The sequence below is a fragment of the Nonomuraea sp. NPDC048892 genome (genome assembly GCF_040649735.1).
In the GTDB taxonomy this organism is placed as follows: domain Bacteria; phylum Actinomycetota; class Actinomycetes; order Streptosporangiales; family Streptosporangiaceae; genus Nonomuraea; species Nonomuraea maheshkhaliensis.
In genome coordinates this window covers 358,286-380,038 of sequence record NZ_JBEZFZ010000002.1, presented here as the reverse complement: position 1 = coordinate 380,038, position 21,753 = coordinate 358,286, and the positions used below count along the sequence as shown (strand labels likewise).

19 protein-coding genes are annotated in these 21,753 nt (G+C 72.6%); 6 read left to right on the top strand and 13 right to left on the bottom strand.

Annotation, left to right across the window (positions count from 1 at the left end):
* Positions 1-24: 24 nt before the first annotated feature.
* Genes AB0C28_RS07210 through AB0C28_RS07175 form a run of 8 tightly spaced genes read right to left on the bottom strand, consistent with a single transcriptional unit; the run spans position 25 to position 8,967 of the window.
* Entirely contained in the window at positions 25-1,566 is a 1,542-nt protein-coding gene (locus AB0C28_RS07210; protein ID WP_358073356.1) for an aldehyde dehydrogenase family protein, read from the bottom strand.
* On the bottom strand, positions 1,563-2,768 hold the full coding sequence (locus AB0C28_RS07205; RefSeq protein ID WP_357841672.1) for a P1 family peptidase: 1,206 nt from the start codon (positions 2,766-2,768) through the stop codon (positions 1,563-1,565). Before AB0C28_RS07205 ends, AB0C28_RS07210 begins: the two co-directional genes overlap by 4 nt.
* Positions 2,768-3,946, bottom strand: coding sequence for a M20 family metallopeptidase (locus AB0C28_RS07200; RefSeq protein WP_358073355.1), 1,179 nt, complete (start codon positions 3,944-3,946; stop codon positions 2,768-2,770). Before AB0C28_RS07200 ends, AB0C28_RS07205 begins: the two co-directional genes overlap by 1 nt.
* Positions 3,943-4,791, bottom strand: a complete 849-nt coding sequence (locus AB0C28_RS07195; RefSeq protein ID WP_358073354.1) for an ATP-binding cassette domain-containing protein — start codon at positions 4,789-4,791, stop codon at positions 3,943-3,945. Before AB0C28_RS07195 ends, AB0C28_RS07200 begins: the two co-directional genes overlap by 4 nt.
* A complete protein-coding gene (locus AB0C28_RS07190) occupies positions 4,760-5,674 on the bottom strand; it encodes an ABC transporter ATP-binding protein (RefSeq protein WP_357841663.1) in 915 nt (304 codons plus the stop codon). Before AB0C28_RS07190 ends, AB0C28_RS07195 begins: the two co-directional genes overlap by 32 nt.
* Positions 5,661-6,536 carry an ABC transporter permease gene (locus AB0C28_RS07185; protein ID WP_358073353.1) on the bottom strand — a complete coding sequence of 292 codons (876 nt, stop codon included), beginning with the start codon at positions 6,534-6,536 and terminating at the stop codon, positions 5,661-5,663. The genes AB0C28_RS07190 and AB0C28_RS07185 overlap by 14 nt, the downstream gene beginning before the upstream one ends.
* Positions 6,533-7,471 carry an ABC transporter permease gene (locus tag AB0C28_RS07180; protein WP_357841657.1) on the bottom strand — a complete coding sequence of 313 codons (939 nt, stop codon included), beginning with the start codon at positions 7,469-7,471 and terminating at the stop codon, positions 6,533-6,535. The genes AB0C28_RS07185 and AB0C28_RS07180 overlap by 4 nt, the downstream gene beginning before the upstream one ends.
* Entirely contained in the window at positions 7,468-8,967 is a 1,500-nt protein-coding gene (locus AB0C28_RS07175) for an ABC transporter substrate-binding protein (RefSeq protein WP_357841655.1), read from the bottom strand. Before AB0C28_RS07175 ends, AB0C28_RS07180 begins: the two co-directional genes overlap by 4 nt.
* A gap of 88 nt (positions 8,968-9,055) precedes the next feature.
* Between AB0C28_RS07175 and AB0C28_RS07170 the strand changes: the two genes are divergently transcribed.
* The 5 genes from AB0C28_RS07170 (at position 9,056) to AB0C28_RS07150 (ending at position 14,126) form a co-directional block, all read left to right on the top strand.
* Entirely contained in the window at positions 9,056-9,832 is a 777-nt protein-coding gene (locus tag AB0C28_RS07170; protein ID WP_358073352.1) for a FadR/GntR family transcriptional regulator, read from the top strand.
* A gap of 29 nt (positions 9,833-9,861) precedes the next feature.
* Positions 9,862-10,923 (top strand): adenylate/guanylate cyclase domain-containing protein, encoded by a 1,062-nt coding sequence (locus AB0C28_RS07165; protein ID WP_358073351.1) that lies wholly within the window; start codon positions 9,862-9,864, stop codon positions 10,921-10,923.
* Between the two features lie 82 nt (positions 10,924-11,005).
* Positions 11,006-11,761 carry an aminotransferase class IV gene (locus AB0C28_RS07160; RefSeq protein WP_357841646.1) on the top strand — a complete coding sequence of 252 codons (756 nt, stop codon included), beginning with the start codon at positions 11,006-11,008 and terminating at the stop codon, positions 11,759-11,761.
* Positions 11,762-11,817: 56 nt separating this feature from the next.
* Complete coding sequence (locus tag AB0C28_RS07155) at positions 11,818-13,338, top strand: acyl-CoA synthetase (protein WP_358073350.1); 1,521 nt, start codon at positions 11,818-11,820, stop codon at positions 13,336-13,338.
* Between the two features lie 134 nt (positions 13,339-13,472).
* A complete protein-coding gene (locus tag AB0C28_RS07150; protein ID WP_357841640.1) occupies positions 13,473-14,126 on the top strand; it encodes a class I SAM-dependent methyltransferase in 654 nt (217 codons plus the stop codon).
* Between the two features lie 53 nt (positions 14,127-14,179).
* Here the strand turns inward: AB0C28_RS07150 and AB0C28_RS07145 are convergent, their stop codons facing one another.
* The 5 genes from AB0C28_RS07145 to AB0C28_RS07125 form a co-directional block, all read right to left on the bottom strand.
* Positions 14,180-15,808 carry a benzoate-CoA ligase family protein gene (locus tag AB0C28_RS07145; RefSeq protein ID WP_358073349.1) on the bottom strand — a complete coding sequence of 543 codons (1,629 nt, stop codon included), beginning with the start codon at positions 15,806-15,808 and terminating at the stop codon, positions 14,180-14,182.
* A gap of 79 nt (positions 15,809-15,887) precedes the next feature.
* Positions 15,888-17,297, bottom strand: coding sequence for a benzoyl-CoA 2,3-epoxidase subunit BoxB (gene boxB / locus AB0C28_RS07140; RefSeq protein ID WP_358073348.1), 1,410 nt, complete (start codon positions 17,295-17,297; stop codon positions 15,888-15,890).
* Positions 17,298-17,316: 19 nt separating this feature from the next.
* A complete protein-coding gene (gene boxC / locus AB0C28_RS07135) occupies positions 17,317-18,900 on the bottom strand; it encodes a 2,3-epoxybenzoyl-CoA dihydrolase (protein ID WP_358073347.1) in 1,584 nt (527 codons plus the stop codon).
* A gap of 31 nt (positions 18,901-18,931) precedes the next feature.
* A complete protein-coding gene (locus tag AB0C28_RS07130; RefSeq protein WP_358073346.1) occupies positions 18,932-19,279 on the bottom strand; it encodes a hypothetical protein in 348 nt (115 codons plus the stop codon).
* A 106-nt stretch (positions 19,280-19,385) separates the two neighbouring features.
* The gene (locus tag AB0C28_RS07125; RefSeq protein WP_358073345.1) at positions 19,386-20,327 is read right to left on the bottom strand and encodes a LysR family transcriptional regulator; all 942 of its coding nucleotides are present in this window, start codon (positions 20,325-20,327) and stop codon (positions 19,386-19,388) included.
* A 66-nt stretch (positions 20,328-20,393) separates the two neighbouring features.
* Here AB0C28_RS07125 and AB0C28_RS07120 point away from each other — a divergent pair, with 66 nt between their 5' ends.
* The gene (locus tag AB0C28_RS07120) at positions 20,394-21,710 is read left to right on the top strand and encodes an MFS transporter (RefSeq protein ID WP_358073344.1); all 1,317 of its coding nucleotides are present in this window, start codon (positions 20,394-20,396) and stop codon (positions 21,708-21,710) included.
* Positions 21,711-21,753: the final 43 nt, after the last annotated feature.

Below are 21,753 nucleotides of genomic sequence, written 5' to 3'. Positions count from 1 at the left end.
TCCGAGCGGGCGGGCCGGAACGGGTCAAGGGCGGATGATGGCCATTTTGGTGACCGTCAGCTCCTCGATGGCGAATCGAGGGCCTTCTCGGCCGATGCCCGAGTCCTTGACGCCCCCGTACGGCATGTTGTCGGCCCGGAACCCCGGCACCTCGTTCACCACCACACCCCCGGCGTCGATGCGTTCGATCGCCGCGAACGCCGTGGCCAGCGAGCGGGTGAAGACGGAGGCGTGCAGACCGTACCGGGAACGGTTGACGGCGGCGAAGGCGGCGTCGAGGTCGGGCACGGGGCGCACGCACACGACGGGCCCGAAGATCTCCTCGTCCCAGGCGGCGACCCCGTCCGGCACGCCGGACAGGACGGTCGGCGCGATGGCCCGGCCGTCGCGGTGCCCGCCCGTGACCACCTCGGCCCCGGACGCGGCGATCCAGGCGAGGACACGGTCGGTGGCGGCCTCGTCGATGAGCGGCGCGACGCGGGTCCCGGGCAGGCGCGGGTCGCCGATCGTCACGGCCTTGACGCGCTCGGCCAGCAGGGACAGGAACTCCTCGCGTACGGGCTCCTCGACCAGCACCCGCTGCACCGCGATGCACGCCTGACCCGAGGCGTAGTAGCCGCCGCGCACGACGGCGTCGGCGGCGGCCTCCAGGCCGGCGTCCGCGGCCACGATGAGGGCCGCGTTCGAGCCGAGCTCCAGCAGCACCTTGGTCGGGGCGGCGGAGCGGGCGATGGTGTGGCCGGCGGCGGCCGAGCCGGTGAAGGAGACGGCGCCGATCCGCCGGTCCTCGACGAGCGTCCGGCCGACCTCGACGTCGCCGGTGACGAGCTGCACGGCGGCAGGGGGCAGGACGCCGGACGAGCGCAGCAGGTGCACCAGCCACAGGGTGGCCAGCGGGGTGGCCGGGGCCGGCTTGACGATCACGGGGCAGCCGGCGGCGACGGCCGGGGCGATCTTGTGGGCGGCCAGGAGGAGCGGGTAGTTGAAGCCGGTGATGCCGACGACGACGCCGACGGGCCGGCGCGTCCAGAAGCCGACCAGGCCCTCGCCGGCGGGCAGCAGGTCCAGCGGGACGGTCTCACCGTGCAGCCGGGCCACCTCCTCGGCGGCCGTGGCCAGCGTGACGAGCGTCCTGGCCACCTCGACCTTGCAGTCCACCAGCGGTTTGCCGGTTTCGAGTACGAGCAGCCGTTCGAACTCCTCCCGGTTGGCCGCGACGGCGTCGTGAGCGGCCATGAGCGCGGTACGGCGGGCGTGGGAGGGCAGGGCGGCCATGGCGGGGGCGGCGGCGAGCGCCTCGTCGAGGGCCAGTCGTGCGTGCTCGGGCGTGCCCAGCGGGGCTGCGGCCACCGTGGACCCGTCGTAGGGGAAGATCACGTCGGTGGTGTCGGCGGTCTCCATCCATCCCCCGCCGACGGGCAGCCCGCCGGGCCAGTTCCGCGTCATGGCGGCCTCCATTGGTTCGTAGGTGGTGCTCCCGTGGGCTGCGGTCCCGTGGGCGGTGTGCTCGTGGGCGGTGTGCTCGTGGGCGGGGTGCTCGGCGGGGCCGGGCCGGGCTGTCGTCATGGCCGCCTCCGCAGGGCGCTCGGGAACACGTCGAGGTACGCGGGCGCGCCCTCGCGGCCGGTGGCGGCCAGGACGGCGTGAGCGACGGCCCGGCTGAACACGTCGGCCGCCACCGCCAGCACGTCCTGGAAGGCGTCGTGGTCAGGGGCGGGACGGGCGCAGGTGGCCAGGCCGAAGATGGTGTCGCCGTCGGTCATGGTGTGGGCCGGCCTGATGGCCCTGGCCAGGCCGTCGTGGGCGACGGCGGCGAGCTTGCCGCACTGGGCCTTGGTGAGGGTCAGGTCGGTGGCGGCGACGCCGATCGTGGTGTTGAAGGCGGGCGCCTTCTCGGGTTGCCACGCCTGGGCCTCGCGCGCGTCGGGCGGCTGGAGGTGGTCGAACTCGCCCGGCAGGCCGTACCTGACACCGGCCAGGGTGGCGTCCCGGGGGTCCAGGACCGAACCGGCCGGGTTGGCGACGGCGAGCGCGGCGACGGTCGTGCCGCCGGGCAGGACGACGCTCGCCGTCCCCACGCCTCCGGCCAGCCCACCCGCCACCGCCCCGGTCCCGGCCCCGACGGACCCGCTCGCCACCGCCGGCGCCGTCCCCTGGAAGAACGGCGACGCGGAGGCCCCAGGACCGGGCACGGAACGGCCACGGGAAGGCCCGGGATCGGGCTCGAAGGCGGCAGGGTCCAAGGTGGTGCTGTGGGAGGCGGTGGCGCTCGGGCTGCCGTCCCATGCGGCGTCGTAGGCGGTGGCGCCCTGGCGAGGGGCGTCGGCGGTGACGGCCTGGGGAGGGGTGCAGGCGGCGTCGTAGGCGGCGATGCCCAGGGCGGCGTCAGGTGTCGCGCGGAAGGTGCCGCCGCGGCCCAGGTCGAAGATGACGGCGGCCGGGACGATCGGGACCGCGCCCGCCGCCACCGGATACCCCGCCCCCGCGTCCGCGAGCCGCTCCATCACCCCGCACGCCGCCCCCAGCCCGAACGAGCTGCCGCCCGACAGCACCACCGCGTGCACCCGTTCCACCAGGTTGCGCGGGTCCAGCAGCTCGGTCTCCCGCGTCCCAGGGGCGGCCCCGCGCACGTCCACGCCCGCGACGGCCCCGTCGAAGGGCGCGAGGACGACGGTGGTGCCGGTACGGTAGCCGCCGCCCACCCGGTGCGCGTGCCCCACCCGCAGCCCTGCGACGTCGAGCAGGGAGTTCGTCGGCCCGGCCCGCATCAGTGGTCGCCGCTCAGGAACCGGCGTGCCGCCTCGGCGAACACCCGGGTGCAGCGCACGATCTCGTCGATCTCGACGTATTCGTCCGCCTGGTGCGCGATCCACTTGCCGCCGGGCCCGTACACGACGGACGGGATCCCGCCCCAGTGCGTCAGCACGGTCCCGTCGGTCGAGCCGGGCACCCCGCCGTACACCGGCTCCTCCCCCGTCACCGTCCGGTGGGCGGCGGCCAGCGCGGCCACGACCGGGTCGGTCACGGGGACGTCCACCGGCGGCCGGTCCACCAGCACGGACACCTCGGCCGTGACGCCGTCGCCGCCGGCCAGCGCGGCCACCCGGTCGGCGATCTCCTTGTGCTCGACGCCGGGGATCGTGCGCACGTCCACGAAGACCGAGGCGACCGCCGGGATGACGTTGACCTGCTCCTCGGTGCCGGCCCGCAGCACGGTCGGCGTCACGTACACCTCGCCGAGGTGCTCGTGCGCGGGATGGCGGGCCTGCAGTTCCTCCTGCAGCGTGCGCAGCGTGACCAGCAGCGTTCCCGCGGCCTGGATGGGGTTGCGGCCGTGCTGGGGCATCGCGCCGTGCGCCATCTTGCCGGTGAGGTCCACCCGCAGCCGCAGCGCGCCCTTGGCGACGGCGCAGATCTCGCCCGCCTCGGGCTCGGCCACGATGGCGCCGTCGACGTCGGCGGTCAGGCCGGAGGAGACGAAGTGGTGGGCGCCGATCATGAGACCTTCCTCGTCGGCCAGCGCGCACACCTTGATCCGGCCAGGGAACGGTCCCGCGAGCTGGAGCGCGCGGGTGGCGTAGAGGGTGGCGGCCAGGCCGGACTTCATGTCGGCGCTGCCCCGCCCCCACAGCCGGCCGTCGCGGATCTCCCCGCCGAACGGGTCCACGGTCCAGGAGGACAGGTCGCCCTCGGTCACCACGTCCGTGTGGCCCTCGAACATGAGGGTCGGCCCGTCACCGCCGCCGCCCTCGACCACGGCCACCACGTTCGGCCGGCCGGGCGCGGCCTCGTACACGACCGGTTCCCAGCCCCACTCGCGCATCTTGGCCTCGACCAGCTGGGCGGCGGGCCGCTCGCTGCGCCCGCGCGCGGGGTCGTTGGTGCTGGGCACGCGCACCAGCGCCTGGGTGAACTCCACCACTCCGCCGGCATCGACGTCGATCATGCAAACCCCTCCAGAGTCGGTACGGCCGCCAGCAGCTCCCGCGTGTACGGGTGGGCGGGCGCGGCCCAGACGTCGTCCACCAGGCCCCCTTCCACGATCTCCCCGTGGCGCATGACGGACACGGTCTCGCACACGTGCCGCACCACGGACAGGTCGTGCGAGACGAACACGAGGGTCAGCCCCAGCTCGTCGACGAGGTCGGCCAGCAGGTTGAGTATCTGCCCGCGTACGGAGACGTCCAGTGCGCTCACCGGCTCGTCGGCGACCAGCACCTTCGGCTTGGGCGCAAGCGCGCGGGCGATGGCGATGCGCTGCCGCTGTCCGCCGGAGAACTGGTGCGGATAGCGGCCGGCCGCCTCGGCGGGCAGCCCGACCGCGTCGAGCAGTTCGGCGACCCGGTCGCCGACCGGCAGGCCGAGCGCGGTCAGCGGCTCGGCGACGAGGTCGCGCACGCGCATGCGCGGGTCGAGCGAGCTCATCGGGTCCTGGAAGACGATCTGCAGGTTCTCGCGCAGGAAGCGCAGCCGCCGTTCGGGACGGCCGGTGATCTCCTGTCCGTCGAAGCGGATCGTTCCGCTGGTGGGCTGGTCGAGCGCGCACAGCAGGCGCAGCAGGGTGGACTTGCCCGATCCCGACTCGCCGACGATGCCGTGGCGCTCGCCGCGCCGTACGGTCAGGGAGACGTCGCGCAGGGCGTGCACGGCGGCGCCCGGCCTGGTGAGCGAGGTGCGCGGGCGGTGGTAGACGCGGTTGAGCCGGTCTGCCTGGATCAGGGGTTCAGTCGGCCCATTAATCGGCCCATTAATCGGCCCATTAATCGGCGGGGTGCCAGCATGCGAAGGCATGGCCGTCTCCTGTCAGCGCCGGGGGAGTCTCGCACTCGGGGGTGGCGTGCGGGCAGCGGTTCCTGAACACGCAGCCGTCGGGGAAGCGCCCGGCCGCGGGGACGCCGCCTTTGATGACGGGCAGGCGGGTGCCGCGCGGGGTGAGCTTCGAGGCGGCCAGCAGCCCCTGCGTGTAGCGGTGTCGGGGGCGGGTGAAGACCTCGCGGATGGGGCCCGACTCGACGACGCGGCCGCCGTACATGACCAGGACCCGCTCGCAGACGGAGGCGACGACGGCGAGGTCGTGGGTGATGAACAGCAGCGCGGGCGCGACCTCGGCGATCAGCTCCAGCATCTGTTTCTGCACGGTGACGTCGAGCGCGGTGGTGGGCTCGTCGCAGATGAGCAGCCGGGGCTCGTTGGCCAGGGCGATGGCCAGCATGACGCGCTGGCGCTGGCCGCCGGAGAGCTGGTGCGGGTACGCGCGGGCGATCTGGGCGGGTTCGGGCAGGCGGACGCGTTCGAGCAGCTCGGCCGAGCGCGCCCTGGCCTCCTGGCGGGAGCGGCCGTGCAGGGTCATGACCTCGGCGACCTGGGCGCCGACCCGCATGAGCGGGTTGAGCGCGGTCATGGGCTCCTGGAAGACCATGGACAGCTCATCGCCGCGCAGGCCCTTGATCCTGCTCTCCGGTACGCCGACCAGGTCGCGCTCGTCGAGCGTGGCCCGTCCGGTGGCGGTGACGCCTTCGGGGAGCAGGCCCATGAGCGACAGCGCGGTCAGCGACTTGCCCGATCCGGACTCGCCGATCAGGCCGACCCGCTCGCCGGGCGCGATGGCGAAGGAGACCTCGTGGACCAGGTCGGTCGCGTCCGCGCGGACGGTCAGGCCCTCAACGCTCAGCACGGATCCTCCTGAGCTTGGGGTCGAGGAAGTCGCGCAGGCCGTCGCCGAGCAGGTTGAAGCCCAGCACCGCGAGGGCGATGGCGAGCCCGGGCCACAGGGCCAGGCGCGGGGTGGAGAACAGCAGCTCCTGCGACTCCTGCAACATCCGGCCCCATGACGGGGTCGGCGGGCGGGTGCCGAAGCCGAGGAACGACAGCGCCGCCTCGGCCAGGATGGCGATCGCGAACGACACCGACGCCTGCACGATCAGCATGGAGCCGATGTTCGGCAGCACGTGGCGCAGGGCGATGGCGCCGCGGCGGCGGCCTGCGGCCCTGGCGGCCAGGATGTAGTCCGTCACCATGACCTGGAGCGTGGCGGCGCGGGCCACGCGGGCGAACGCGGGCACGGTGGCGACCCCGATGGCGATCATCGCGGTGAGCGTGCCCGCCCCGTACACGGCGCCGAGCATGACGGCCAGCAGCAGCGCCGGGAAGGCGAACACGAGGTCGTTGACCCGCATGATCAGCTCGGACAGCCAGCCGCGCGGCGTCATCCCGGCGGCCAGGCCGAGCGGGACGCCGAGCGCGGCGGCGATGCCGACCGCGACGACGCCGACGTAGAGGGTGGTGCGGGCGCCGACCATGAGCTGACTGAAGGTGTCGCGGCCGAACTTGTCGGCCCCGAGCAGGTAGCCGCCGCCGGGTTCGCGCAGTTTGTTGGCGGCGTCCACGAGGGTGGGGTCGTGCGGGGTCCAGAAGAACGAGACCAGCGCGGTGAGCACGACGAGCGCGACGAGCGCGCCGCCGACGAGCAGCCCCGCGTTCATCCGGCCCCGGTTCGCCTTCGCGGAGGTCCGGCGGCCCGGCGTCCGGCCGCTCATCGCAGCCTCGGGTCGAGCAGGTGGTAGGTCACGTCCACCACGAAGTTGATCAGCAGTACGGCGGCCACCAGGACCATCACCACGCCTTGAACGAGCAGCAGGTCGCGCCCGGCGACGCCGTTGAGCAGCAGGTCGCCGAGCCCGGGGATGACAAAGACGCGCTCGACGACGACCGCGCCGATCAGCAGCGTGGCCAGTTGCAGGCCGAGCACGGTGACGACGGGGATCGAGGCGTTGCGCAGCCCGTGCCGCCACAGCGCTCCGGTGCTGCCCCGCCCCTTGGCGCGGGCGGTGCGCAGGTAGTCCTCGCGCATGACGTCGAGCACGGCGCTGCGGACGTAGCGGGTGAGCACCGCGCCCTGGACGAGCCCGAGCGACAGCCACGGCAGCAGCAGGCTGCGCAGCCACTCACCCGGGCTCTCCGCGATCGGCACGTAGCCGCCGGACGGCAGCGCCTGGGCCTGGACCGCGAACACGAAGACGAGCAGGATGCCGGCCAGGAAGGCCGGGATCGCGATGCCGAGCTGGCTGGCCGCGCTGATCGCCGCGCCCAGCGGGTCGCGGTGGCGGACGGCGGCGAACGTGCCCAGCGGCACCGCCAGCACCACCGCCACGGCCATGCCGCCGAGCACGAGCACGAGCGTGACGCCGAGCCGCTCGCCGATCTGCGGGCCGATGGGCGAGCTGGTCACGTAGGAGGTGCCGAAGTCGCCCTGGAGCAGGCCGCCGGCCCAGTCGAGGAACTGCGCGACGGCGGGCCGGTCGGTGCCGAACTGCTTGCGCAGCTCGGCCACCGCGTCGGGGGTGGCGTTGACGCCGAGCGCGATCTCGGCGGGGTCGCCGGGCAGCACGGCCATGAACGCGAACACCGCCACCGCGGCCACGGCGGTGCTCGCGAGCAGGACGGCGAGCCTTTTGAGCAGGTAGAGGATCACTGTTTGGCGAGCGCGGTGAAGTCGAAGGACTCCGCGATGGCGTTCTTCGGCAGCCCGGTGACGCCCTTCTTCGCCACGATGAGGTTGGGGAAGAGGAAGAGCCAGTCGGCCGCGGCGTCGTCGGACAGGAGCTTGGCGGCCTGCTTGAGGTCGTCGGTCTGCTCCTGCTCGGTGCCCTCGTCGGCGGCGGCGAGGAGCTTGCCGAACTCGGGGTTGTCGTAGCGGAAGTAGTACGACTTATCGGCAAAAATCCCCATATCGCGGGGTTCGACGTGGTTGATGATCGACAGGTCGTAGTCGCCCTTGGTGAACACCTGGTCCAGCCAGCGGGCCGGGAACTCCAGCGGCTCGATCTCGGCGTTGATCCCCACCTGGGCCAGCTGCGACTTGACGACCTGGGCGCTGTTGACCGCGTACGGGAGGTTGGGGATGCGCATCTTGACGTTGTAGGTCTTGCCGCCGAGCAATTGCTTGGCCTTGGCCGGGTCGTACGGGTAGTCGCCGGTGCGGTCCTCGTACCAGGGGTCGGTGGGCGGCGTCATCGAGCCGATGAGCTGCCCGCGCCCGGCCCAGGCGGTGTCGAGCAGCGCCTTGTGGTCGATGGCGTGCCTGACGGCCTGGCGTACGGCCTTGTCGTCGAACGGCGGGCGGCCGTTGTTCATCGACAGCACGACCTCGCCGTTCGTGGTGCCCTCGACGGTCTCGAACCGGTTGGGGTCGGCGAACTGCTGCAGCGACTCGGGCGCCTGCACGCTGGAGATGACGTCGATGCCGCCGGTCAGCAGCGCGTTGTTCATCGCCGTGGCGTCCTTGAAGTACTTCAGCGTGATGGCGCTCAGCGGCGGTTTCGTGCCCCAGTAGGAGGGGTTGGCGGCGAGCTGGATGGAGTCGCCGCGCCGCCAGGAGCTCAGCACGTAGGGCCCGGTGCCGACGGGCTTGTTGGCCAGGTCGGCCACGCCCGTGCGGCTGAACATGGCGCCGAGCCTGGTCGCCATCGAGTAGAGGAAGCCGTTGCTGGGCCGCTTGAGCGTGACGACGGCGGTGGAGTCGTCCTTCTTCTCCACCTTGTCGATGACGTCGAGCTGCGACTTGATCTTGAGCTTCCAGTCCGACTTGACCCGGTCGAGGGAGAACGTCACGTCGTCGGCGGTGAAGGGCGCGCCGCCGCTGAACGTCACGTTCTTGCGCAGCGTGAACGTGTAGGTCTTGCGGTCGGGCGAGACGTCCCACTTCTCGGCGAGCAGGGGCACGATCTGGCCGTTCTGGTCGAGTTTGACCAGGCCCTCGTAGACGTTGACGAGCAGCGCCTGCGGGATGGCGGCGCCCTCGGTCGAAGTGAAGTCGAGATTCGCCGGCTCGGCCACGAATCCGACGGACAGCGACTGGGCCTTGGGGGTGCCGCCGGTGCCGGCGCTCCCGTTCCCCGATCCGCCGCCGCAGGCGGCGGTGGCCAGCAGGAGACCGCCGGCGGCGATCCAGATGCCGATTCGCCTCATGTCTTACAGCCTCCTGGCTAGTGCACTGGTCGGACCAGTAGGCTCTGCACATTGCCAGTCGGTGGCGGCTCGGGTCAAGGGGGCTTGCATGGGTGGACCGCGCTTCGAGCCGGTGCGTGCCGTGCGCGCTTACGAGCGGGTCGTGGAGCAGGTCGAGGAGGCCATCGAGAGCGGGGCTCTGACGCCGGGCGGGCGGCTGCCGAGCGAGCGCGAGCTGATGGTGCAGTTCTCCGTCAGCCGCTCGACCGTACGCGAGGCGCTGCGGGTGCTGCAAGCGCGCGGCCTGGTGCGCTCGCGGCCGGGCGATCCCAACGGCGCGGAGGTGCTGCCGTTCACGCCCGCCGCATTACACAAGTCGATGACCACGCTCGCCCGGGTGGAGGAGCTGTCGCTGGCCGAGCTGGTGCAGTTCAGGATGGTGCTGGACTCCGCGGCCATCCTGCTGGCGGCGCGCCTGCGCACCGAGGAGCAGCTGGCCGAGATGGACGCGGCGGTCGCGGCGATGCGCGAGGCGCTGGAGGCGGGTGAGACCGGCGCCGGTGAGGGGGACGCGGATGCCTTCGGAACGGCCGACCTGGCCTTCCACGACGCCGTCGTGCGCGCGAGCGGCAACAAGCTGATCGAGATCTGCACCGACGTGGTCCGCTCGATCGTGCTGAAGCTGATCGCCGGCCGGATCGCGGACGAGCCGGACCGGGAGGCCCTGATGCGGCGCAGCATCGGGAACCACGAGGAGGTGATGGCCGCCATGCGTGCCGGCGACGGGCCACTCGCCGCCCGATTGTCGAGAAAAGCGATGTACGACTACTACGCCGGGTACGTACCAGAAAGAGAAAGAGGTGCCTTGCGGGCCTTGCTGGAGTGATCTGGCCCACAGGGTGTTATCTTGCCGAGGTGGCGGCGGTGCACGGGGACGAGCCGGCCGGGGGGCTGGGCGGCGGACCGACAGACGGACCGGTGAGCGGGCCGGCGGACGGGCCGGCTGATGGGCTGATGAACGGGCTCATGAGCGGGCTCACCGAAGCCTTCCTGCGTGAGCCGCGCCGATACACCAGTCACCAGGTCGCCGACATGGCGGGGGTGCCGGTCTATCGGGCGCGGCGCTTCTGGCGCGCCCTGGGCTTCCCCAACGTGCCGGACGAGGCGGTCGAGTTCACCGACTCCGACGTCGAGGCGCTCAGGACGCTCGTCGGCATGGTGGCCTCGGGCGTCTACGACGAGGAGCACGTGCTGCTGCTGGCGCGCTCGCTGGGCCGGGCCACGACCCGGCTGGCCGAGTCGCACGCCGAGCTGGGCGTGGAGGAGCTCGACCAGGCCGGTGTGCCGCTGGCGGAGCGCCCGCGGGCCTGGCGCAGGCGGGCCGAGCTGGTGGTGCCCGACCTGGCGCGGCTGCTGGTCTACGCCTGGCAGCGCCAGCTCGCCGCCGCGGCCGGGCGCATCGCCGTCCAGGACATGAGCGCCGTGCGCCTGGCGGTCGGGTTCGCCGACCTGGTCGCGTTCACCCGGCTGAGCAGGCAGATCACCGGCGGCGAGCTGGCGCGGCTGATCGACAGGTTCGAAGGGCGCTCGGCCGACATCGTCACCTCCTCAGGCGGGCGGGTGGTCAAGACGCTGGGCGACTCGGTGCTGTTCGTCTCCGACAAGGCGCACGTGGCCGCCGAGATCGCGCTGCGGCTGGTGGAGACGCACGCGCGCGGCAAGGACATGCCGGAGCTGCGGGTGGGGCTGGCCTCGGGGCCGGTGATCTGGCGGATGGGCGACGTGTTCGGCACCACGGTCAATCTGGCCAGCCGGCTGACCGCGTTGTCCCTGCCGGGAACGATCCTGGCCGATCCGCAGCTGGCCGAGGAGTTGGAGGGCGATCGGGCCTTCCGGCTGCGCGAGGTCAACCGGCTGTCGGTGCGCGGGCTGGGCGAGCTGGCCCCGTTCACGGTGATGCGCGCGGAGAGCACCTGACGCTGCCTTGAGCGGTCATGCGCGGAGAGCATCTGAACGCCCGGTGCGGTGGCGTGCGGGGGTGTCCGTAGAGTAGATCGTCATGACCGGACGCACCGCTGTCGACGGGCAGCTCGTGGGCGCCGAGGCGCGCCTGCTGCTGGAGGCCCGCTACGGCCACTTCACCGCCATGCAGGTCAGGGAGCGCCGGGTGCGCGGCCTGGACCTGCACCTCGACCGGCTCGACGCGGCCTCGCGCGAGCTGTTCGGCGGCGGGATCGACCGGGCGGCGGTGCTCGCCTCCATCCGCGCCGTGCTGGACGGCGGCGTACGGGACGCGAGCGTCCGCGTCTACGTGCTGGACGGCGACCCCCCGCACGTCGTGGCCAGTTCGGGCCCGCCCCACGGGCCGCTCGCCGGGCCCCTGAGCGTCAGGTCGGTGGTCTACCAGCGCTACCTGCCGCACATCAAGCAGGCGGGCGGCTTCCAGCAGGCCCACATCAACCGCATGGCGGCCCGCGACGGGTTCGGCGAGGCGCTGCTGACCACCGCCGACGGGCTGATCAGCGAGGGCTCGATCACGAACCTGGGCGGCTTCGCGGACGGCCGGCTGGTCTGGCCGGACGCGCCGATGTTGCACGGCATCACGATGCGGCTGCTGGAGCGCCTGGACGTGCCGCAGGAACGGCGCCCGCTCAAGGTGGCCGATCTGACCGCCTTCGACCTCGTCTTCGTCTGCAACTCCTGGGGAGTGACGCCGGTCGGGCAGGCGGACGGCCTGCCCCTGCGCCACGACGACGGCCTCGTGCGGCGGCTGCTCGATCACTACGAGACGATCTCCGGCGACCCTCTGGACTGACGCGGGCCGCGGGTTAGGATCACCCGAACGTCGTTCTGTGGACGAAGGGTGCCTTGATGACACGTCAGCACGCCATCAGTGACCTCCTGCGGCGCTCGGCCGCCCGTTATCCCGCCAAGACCGCCGTCGTCTACGGCGACCTGCGGCAGAGCTACGCCGACCTCGACTCCATGGTGAACAGGACGGCCAACGCGCTGGCCGCGAGGGGCGTGGGCAAGGGCGACAGGTTCGCCGTGCTGAGTCACAACAACCACGCGTTCGTGGTGGCGTACTTCGCGCTGGCGCGGCTGGGGGCGATCTCCGTGCCGGTCAACTTCATGCTGGGGGCCGAGGAGGTGGCGTACATCCTTCGGCATTCCGGGGCGAGCGGGATGCTGGTGGAGGACACGCTGCTGCCGGTGGCGGCCGCGGCGGTCACCGGCGAGGTACGGGTGCGCGGCGTGATCGGCGCGGGCGCCGACGGGTGGGAGCCGTTCAGCGCGTGGTCGTCGCACGACGATGCGACGGAGGTGACGGCGGAGATCGGCGACGACGAGCCGATCCAGCTCATGTACACCAGCGGCACCGAGTCCCGGCCGAAGGGCGCCACGCTGTCCAGCCGCAGCCTGATCGCCCAGTACGTCACCTGCGTGATCGACGGCGAGATGAGCCACGACGACGTCGAGGTGCACGCGCTGCCCCTCTACCACTGCGCGCAGCTGCACTGCTTCCTGACGCCCGGCGTCTATCTCGGCGCGACCAACATCGTGCTGCCGGGGGCGAGCCCGGCGGCCATCCTGGCCACGATCGAGGGCGAGCGCGCCACGAAGCTGTTCTGCCCGCCCACGGTCTGGATCTCGCTGCTGCGCCACCCCGACTTCGACCGCAGGGACCTGTCGTCGCTGCGCAAGGGCTACTACGGCGCCTCGATCATGCCGGTGGAGGTGCTGAAGGAGATCGCCGCGCGCCTGCCGGACGTGCGCCTGTTCAACTTCTACGGCCAGACGGAGATGGCGCCCGTCGCCACCATCCTCGGCCCGGACGAGCAGCTGACCCGGCTCGGCTCGGCCGGGCGCCCCGCGCTGAACGTCGAGACGCGGATCGTCGACGACCAGGACCGGCCGGTGCCGCCCGGCGTGGTGGGCGAGATCGTGCACCGCAGCCCGCACGCGATGCTCGGCTACTGGAACGACCCGGACAAGACGGCGGAGGCGTTCCGCGGCGGCTGGTTCCACAGCGGCGACCTGGGCGTCATGGACGGCGACGGCTACCTGTCGGTGGTGGACAGGAAGAAGGACATGATCAAATCGGGTGGCGAGAACGTGGCCAGCCGTGAGGTGGAGGAGGCCATCTACCAGCATCCGGCCGTGGCGGAGGCGGCGGTGTTCGGGGTGCCGGACGAGAAGTGGATCGAGGCGGTCACGGCCGCGGTGGTGCTGCGGGAGGGGGCGGGGCTGACGGCCGGGGAGCTGACCGGGTTCCTGCGCGGGCGGCTGGCGCCGTTCAAGACGCCCAAGCGGGTGGTGTTCGTGGACGCGCTGCCGAAGAACGCCTCCGGCAAGGTGCTCAAACGCGAGCTCCGTGAGTCCATGTCGTGAAAATGTCGTGAAAAATGCTCATGCCATACCTCTGACCAGGCGTTATCCGGTCTGATAGCGGGCATCCCCTCTCGGCGACGACTTCACCTAGAAGCCCCGGGACGTCTGCGTGCGTCCCGACCGGGAGGGGCCGCATGCCACGCCTGCCCGAGCTCATGCACCGCGCGCTCTTCCGCGCGCTGTCCCTGCTGTCGGCGAAGGGGCAGGGGCTGGTCCTGCGCCGCTACTTCGACTGGCGGCACCGGGTCCCCGACCCGTGGCGGCTCGCGACCGACGACTACGAGCAGCAGAAGTACCTGGTCACACTCAAGCACCTGCCGCCGGGGCCGTACCGGCGGATCATCGAGGTCGGGTGCAGCGAGGGGGTGTTCACGCTCGCGCTGGCGGCGGCTTACCCGGAGGCGGAGATCATCGGGGTGGACCTCTCGGAGCGGGCGCTGACGCGGGCGCGGGCGCGCGTGCCGCAGAACGGACACGTGCGCTTCGTCCGCGCCGACCTGCTCACCCACCGGCCGGGTGACCGCTTCGACCTGGTGTTCTGTTCCGAGACGCTCTACTACCTGGGGCGCGAGGAGCGGCTGCGGCTGGCCTCGTCCCGGCTCAGCGAGTTGCTCGCGCCCGGCGGGGTGCTGGTGGCGGTCCATCCGTGGCCCGAGTCGGACCGGCTGCACGGCTTTCTGGACGCGCACGGGTCGCTGGCGCGGCTGAACGAGCAGGTCTACTCCTCCTCGCCGCGGCCGTTCGCCATCACCGTCTACCGGGACGTGTGCCGCCGCCTGACCGCCTGACCGCCGCTCGGCCGCCTGGCTCTCGCGCCGCCGCTCAGCCGCCGTCGGGCCGCCTACTGCTTGCCCAGGAGGTCGGCGGCGATCCGGCGGACCACCACGCGCTGGATCTTGCCGGTCGCCGTCTTGGGCAGCTCGTCCAGCACCAGCACCTCGCGCGGCCGTTTGAACGAGGCCAGCCCGTCGCGGCAGAAGCCGATGAGCTCGCCGGCGTCCACCTGGCGGCCGGGGGCGGGCACCACGCAGGCCACCGGCTTCTCCAGCCCCTCGCCGTCGATGTAGGCCACGACCGCGCACTCGCCGACCGACTCGTGCCGCAGCAGCCGGTCCTCGACCTCCATCGGCGAGACCCAGATCCCGCCCGCCTTGATCATGTCGTTGGAACGGCCGAGGCAGCGGTAGGAGCCGTCCTGCTCGCGGATGTAGGTGTCGCCGGTACGCAGCCACTCGCCCTGGAAGACCTGGCGGGTGGTGGCCGTGCGGCACCAGTAGCCGGTGGCGATCGAGTCGCCGCGGACGAGCAGATGGCCGGGTTTGCCGTCTTCGACGGGGGCGCCCTGGTCGTCGAGCAGCCTGGCCTCGTAGCCGGGCACGACCGTTCCCGAGGTGCCAGGACGCACCTGGCCCGGCGTGTTGGAGACGAAGATGTGCAGCGCCTCGGTGGAGCCGAGCCCGTCGATGATCTCCACGCCGAAGCGGCCGGTGAAGCGGCGCAGGATCTCGGCCGGCAGGGCCTCCCCCGCCGAGACGCCCAGGCGTACGGAGGCGAAGGTGTCGGCGGGCAGACCGGCGGCGAGCAGCGCGGCGTAGAAGGTGGGGCCGGCGAAGAACAGCGTGGGCCGCTCGGCCACCACCTGCGCGGCCACGCCGGCGGGGGTGGGGCGGGCCGGGTCGAGCACGGCGGTGGCGCCGGCGGCCAGGGGGAAGAACATCGAGTTTCCGATGCCGTACGCGAAGAACAGCCGCGCCACCGACAGGCACCGGTCGTCCGGGCGGATGCCGAGCACCTGGCGGCCGTAGGTCTCGTAGACGTCCCTGATCGCGCCGTGCCGGTGCATGGCGGCCTTGGGGGCGCCGGTGGTGCCGGAGGTGTAGAGCCACAGGGCGGGTGAGTCGCGCCAGGTGTCGTATGCGGGCCCGGCCGGCCGCCCCGAGGCGAGCACGTCGTCCCAGGACAGGTCGAGGTCGCCACCCTCGCCGCCCTCGCCGCCCTCGTGGGCCTGGCCGCCCTCGCCGCCCTGGCGAGCCTCGGCGCCCTCGCGGGCCTCGCCGGGCTCGCCCGTGAGGATGAGGGTGGTCACCTCGGGGGCCTGGGCCAGGGCCGCGCGGACGACCGGCTCGAACTCCGGCGTGGCCACGACCGTCCTGGCCCGCGCGTCCCTGATGAGCGCGCCCAGCTCGGTCCCGTTGTACATGGTGGACACCGGCACCGCGACCGCGCCCATCCGCAGCACGGCCAGGATCGTGATCACGGTCTCCGGCCGGTCGGACATGACGAGCAGGATCCGTTCCTCGGGCCGAACCCCCAGGCGGGCCAGCCCGGTGGCCAGTTCGGCCGTGCGGGTGGCGAGCTGGGCGTAGGTCAGCGTGCCCGCCGGGCCGGTGACGGCGACGTGGTCGCCCCGGCCGGCCTCGACCTGGCGGTCGGTGAGAAAGACGCTGGCGTTGAACGATTCGGACGTCATGGCCGTCCCCATCCGCAGGCGGGCGATCGTGACTGAATCTTCTACACAGGATCGGTGAGCCGTCAATGACTTGTAGAGCTCAAAGGTGCACGTACTCGTAGTCGAAGGGCCGGCCGTTGATGCCCGAGCGCGGCGGCGCGACCCAGGCGGCGATCTTCCCCGGCTCGTAGACGGGCCGCATCAGCGACAGCACGTGCGTCTTGTCCTCGGCCGTCGGCAGCCAGCGGCCGGCCGCCGCCTCCCACTCGTGCCGGGCCAGCACCCCCCCGTCCGGGGAGACGTGGTGGCCGGCGAACGTGCCCACCTTGCGGTTGAAGCCCACGTGCGGCAGGTAGAGGACGGGGTCGAGGCCGTGGGAGTCGAGGATGCGGTTCCAGCGGTTCACGCCGGTGACGCAGTCGGCCACGTACTCGCCGCGCAGGTCGGCGTTGAGCGCCGTCAGCGCGGGCAGCCGGGCCTCCGCCAGGCGGCCGTCCTCGATCCGCGGCACGACGGCGACGGCCTCGGTGAGCAGGTGGTCGTCCTTGCGGCGCTCCTCCTGCCAGCGTCCCTTCAGCCCGGCCGTGTAGTAGTTCGCCACGTTGGTGGAGGTCTCTCCGCCGAACAGGTCGAGGCTCACGCTGTAGTGGAAGTTGATGTACTTCTGGATGACGTTCAACGGGATGCCACCATATTTCCGGACATCGTCGTCGTCGTGCTCGCGCATCAACTGCGCCGTCCGCTCCACCACCCGGTCCACGCCCGTGGTGCCCACGAACATGTGGTGGGCCTCCTCCTTGAGCATGAACTCGCACGTCCGGCTGAGCGGGTCGAACGCCGACTCCTTGAGCGTGCCGAGCTGGTACTTGCCGTCGCGGTCGGTGAAGTACGTGAACATGAAGAACGACAGCCAGTCAGGCGTCTCCTCGTTGAAGGCGCCCAGGATGCGCGGCGAGTCCTCGCTGCCCGAGTTGCGCAGCAGCAGCGCCTCGGCCTCGTCCCTGCCGGACCGGCCGAAGTAGGCGTGCAGCAGGTAGACCATGGCCCACAGGTGCCGGCCCTCCTCCACGTTGACCTGGAAGAGGTTGCGCAGGTCGTACAGGGAAGGGGCGCTCAGCCCGAGCCGGCGCTGCTGCTCGACGCTGGCCGGCTCGGTGTCGCCCTGGATGACGATGAGCCTCTGCAGGTCGGCACGGTACTCGCCGGGCACCTGCTGCCAGACCGGCTGCCCCTTGTGCTGGCCGAAGGCGATGCGCCGGTCGGTGTCGCGCTCGGCCAGGAAGATGCCCCAGCGGTATTCGGGCAGCGGCACGTGGTCGAAGTGCGCCCAGCCCTCACGGCCGACGGCGACGGCGGTGCGCAGGTAGACGTCCTGGGTGGGCAGCGCCGGGCCCATCTCCGCCCACCACTGCAGGAACCGCGGCTGCCACGACTCCAGCGCCCGCTTCAGCCGCCGGTCCTCGGCCAGGTCGACGTTGTTCGGGATCCGCTCGGTGTAGTCGATGCCCATGCTCGCCTCCGGTGGCTGGTCATGCTCGCTCGCGGTCGTAGACGGGGCGCCGGCCGGTGCCGTAGCTGCGCAGGGCGCCCTCGGGGCCCGAGGCGTTCGGGCGGGTGAAGATCCAGTTCTGCCAGGCGGCCAGGCGGGCGAAGATCTTGGTCTCCATGGTCTCGGGGCCGGCGAAGCGCAGGCTGGCCTCCATGCCGGTGAGCGCGTCGGGGCTGAGCGCGGCGCGTTCCTCCAGCGCCAGGCGTACCTCGTCGTCCCAGTCGAGGTCATCGGGCGCGAACGTCACCAGGCCGAGCTCCAGCGCCTCGGCCGGGCCGAGGCGCCGGCCCGTCTCCTTCTCCAGCTCGGCCACCCGGCCGGGCTCGGCGTGAAAGCGGGCGGCCAGCCGCGACAGGCCGTTGCCCATCGGGTAGTCGCCGAAGTTGGCGGGCGAGAGCTCGACCTCGGCGGGCCGCTCCGGGTCGTCCAGCATGTACTGGCGGTCGCAGGCCAGGGCCAGCTCCAGCAGCGGGCCGGCGAAGCAGCTGCCCGGCTCGATCAGCGCGATGAGGCTGCGGCTGGTGACGTCGAGGCGTTTGAGCGTGCGCTTGAGGTAGTGCCTGATCTCGCCGTGCGGCCAGGCGTCCGTGCCCGGCTCGGCGGCCAGGACCGCGCCGATGTCGCCCTCGGTCCTGATCACCCAGGTGCCGAGCTCCGGCTCGTTCGTCCGCAGGCGCAGGATCAGGTCGTCCAGTTCCCTGGTCATGCGCAGCAGCCAGCCGTCGTCGCCCGATTCAGGGCCGCGTACGGTGATCGTGACCCGGTGCTCCTCCGGCGCCGCCGTGACCGTGGAGTAGGCGTAGCCGTCGGGGCGCAGCGGCGGCAGCGGCACCGGTCGGGCGTCGGCGGGGCGGGCCGAGCGGGCGGCCGCCTCCTTCGCGCGCTCCCGTACGGTCTCCTCGAACCTGCTGCGCGGCACCGCCTCGTCCACCAGCCGCCAGGCCACCGCCGTCTTCCCGCGCACGCCCTCGCTGCGGGTGGCGAACACGTCGGCCAGGTCCTTGCGCACGCCGCGCTTGTCGGTCAGCCGGGTCAGGCCGCCCGTGCCCGGCAGCACGCCGAGCAGCGGGACCTCCGGCAGCGACACCGCCGTGGAGCCGTCGTCGACCAGGATGATCCGGTCACAGGCCAGGGCCAGCTCGTAGCCGCCGCCCGCCGCGGTGCCGTTGACCGCGGCCAGGTACGTCTGGCCCGAGCAGGCAGTCGCGTCCTCGATGGCGTTGCGGGTCTCGTTGGTGAACTTGCAGAAGTTCACCTTCCACGGGTGGGACGACTGGGCCAGCATGCGGATGTTCGCGCCCGCGCAGAACACCCGGTCCAGGCCGCCGGTGAGGACGACCGCGCGGACCTCGGGGTGCTCGAAGCGCAGGCGCTGGACGGCGTCGTACAGCTCGATGTCGACCCCGAGGTCGTAGGAGTTGAGCTTGAGGTCGTACCCGGGGACTATGCCGCCGCTCTCGTCGACCGCCAGCACGATCCTGGCGACCTCGCCGTCGAGCTCAAGCCTGAGGTGACGGTATCTGCCGGGATCGGTGTCGAAGGACACCTCTGGCTGTCCGGTCATGCCCCAAGTTCAACAACCATCGGGCGCCGCGTCAAGGTTCTGTAGAACTTTCCGGGCGGCGGTCGAGGGCCTGCGTCCACTTGACGGCCACCGCCGCCACCTGGATCAGCTCCGCGCGCAGGCGCTCGGGGTCGGACTCGGCGAACGCCTCCATCACCTCCTCCGCCAGGATGTGCCGCCAGGTCAGCCGCCCGTCGCCGGCGGCCTCGTCCGTGCTGCGCCTGGCCTCCTCCGACTCCTTGGTCGTCCCCTCGCCGCCGGTGCCGTCGGGCAGCAGCTGCATGCCGAACCGCACGTCCTGCGCCACCCGCTCGGCCGCCACGTCGGCCAGCACCCGCTCCAGCGAGCCCGGCACGCCCGCATCGCCGTCATGATTCATGGCTCTCAGTCTGGCGGAGCCGCGCCCGCCCGAACGACGTTCGGAATGGCGCATGCGTTCAGAAGGGCGCGTGCATGTGCGTTCAGAAGAGGGTGTGCATGTGCGTTCAGAAGGGGGTGTGGGGGCGGAAGCCGGGGCCGAAGTCGGTCAGGCCCGAGCAGACGTGGTCGCGGAACGCGCGCGCCGCCGGCGTGAGCCGTTCACCGGCGGGCCAGCTCACCCCGATCGTCCGCGACACCGGCGGATCGAGCGGGATCTCCACCACGCCCCCGGCCGGCGGCTGCTCGGAGCGGGGCAGGACGGCCACGCCCAGCCCCGCCGTCACCAGGCCGCGCACGGTCTCCGTCTCCTGCCCCTCGAACGCGATCCGCGGCTCGAACCCGGCCGCCGCGCACAGGCTGTCGGTGATCTGGCGCACCCCGTACCCGTGTTCCAGCGTCACCAGCTCCTCCCCCGCCAGTTCCTCGGCCCGCACCCGGCGCCGGCCCGCCAGGCGGTGGGACGCGGGCGCCGTCAGCACCATCTCCTGGTCGGCGAGCGGACGGCTGACCAGGTCGGGATCGTCGAGCGGCATGGGGCCGACGAACACCAGGTCGATCTCGCCCTCGCGCAGCGCCCGGAGCATGTCCTGCCGGGACCCCTGGGCCAGGCTGAACCGGATGTCCGGGTTGCGCTCGCGGAAGCCGCCGATGAGGGAGGGCACGAGGGTGCGGCCGAGCAGGTGCAGGAAGCCGAGCACGATGCGGCCGCTGCCCGGGTCGATGTCCTCGCGCACCTCGCGGGCGGCGGCGGTCACGACGGCCAGGGCTCTGGTGGAGGCGGCGGCCAGCGTACGTCCTGCCCTGGTCAGGCGGATGCCGCGGCCGGAGGGCAGCACCAGCGGGGCGCCGACCAGGTCCGCCAGGGCGGCCAGGCGGCGGCTGGCCGTGGGCTGGGGGATGCCGAGCAGCTCGGCGGCGCGGGTCACGTGGCCGGTCTCGCCGACGGCGGCCAGCAGCGCGAGCACGGGGGCCAGGCGGGCGGCCAGCCGGTCATCCGATTCATCCATCACAGTATGAATTATCGCCTATATGCGTATTAGACGTATTTATTAGCCTGGCTTAGCGTTTGTCGGGTGGTAGTGCTCGAAGTCCCCTCCGCCGCCGCCGGGACGCGGCGGGTCAGCGTGGCCGTGGCGGCGGCCGGGCTGTCGTCGTTCGCCCTGCTGTACGCGCCGCAGCCCGTCCTGCCGCAGCTCGCCGCCGCGTACCGGCTGGATCCCGGTACCGCCTCCCTGGCCATCGGGGTGGCCACCGCCTCGCTCGCCGTGGCGGTGCTGCCGCTGGCCTGGTTCGCCGGGACGGTGGGGCGGCGGCGGGTGATCGTCTGGTCGGTGGTGCTGTCGGCGGTCATCGGGCTGCTGCTGCCGCTGGCGCCGTCCTTCCCCGTGCTGCTGGGGATGCGGGCGGTGCAGGGGGTGGCCATCGCCGGGTTCGCGGGGGTGGCGGCGGCGTACCTGGCGGACACCCTCGGGACGGCGCGGCTGGCCGGGGCGGTCGGGGCGATGATCGCCGGCAACTCGGTCGGCGGCATGCTCGGCCGCTTGGGGGCCGGCTTCGCCGCCGAACCCCTGGGCTGGCACGGGGCCCTCGCGGCGGTGGCGGCCGTCTCCCTGGCCTGCGCCCTCTTCACCGCCGCCACCTTGCCCCGCGACCCCCGTACATCCGAGTCCCGGCGCGTCGCCACGCCGGACGCGAACCACGCTCCCGCTGCCCGCTCCTGCGACCCGACGGACGCCATGACGCGCGCGGGTGGCGGGGGCCGGGTTCGGGTGGGGCTGGTGGTGCCGGTGGTGGTGGGGGCGCTGGGGATGGGGGCGTTCGTGGCGTTGTACAACGCGGCCGGGTTCCGGCTGGCCGCGCCGCCCCTGTCGCTGGCCCCGGCCGCCGCCTCCCTGGTCTTCCTGTCGTACGCCATGGGCACCGCCTCCTCGGCCGCCGCCGGACGCCTGACGGCGCGCCTGGGCCGGACGCCGGCGCTGGTCACCGCGCTGGCCGTCACGACGGCGGGCTCCGTGCTGACCGTGTCGGCGTCGCTGCCCGTGGTGGTGGCCGGGTTCGCCGTGCTGACCGCCGGGTTCTTCGCCGCCCACGCCATCGCCAACGCCTGGGTCACCGCCGACGCGCCCCCGCCCGCCAGGGGCAGGGCCGCCGGCCTCTACACCCTCTTCTACTACCTGGGCAGCGGCGCGGGCGGCACGGCCGGCGCCGTCGTGTACGGGCACGCGGGCTGGACCTGGCTGATCGTCATGACCTCCGCCTGGCTCCTGCTGGCCGCCCTCATCGTCCTCGTCACCACCCGCCGCTCGGCCCTGCCCACCCCGGCGACGGCCCTGGCGACGGAAGACGGGAGCGCGAAGGCGCAGGAGACACACCGGACCACGAGCGGCTGAGCGTCCACCCGGCAGCCTCGCCCGGGGAACCCCACCCTCCCAA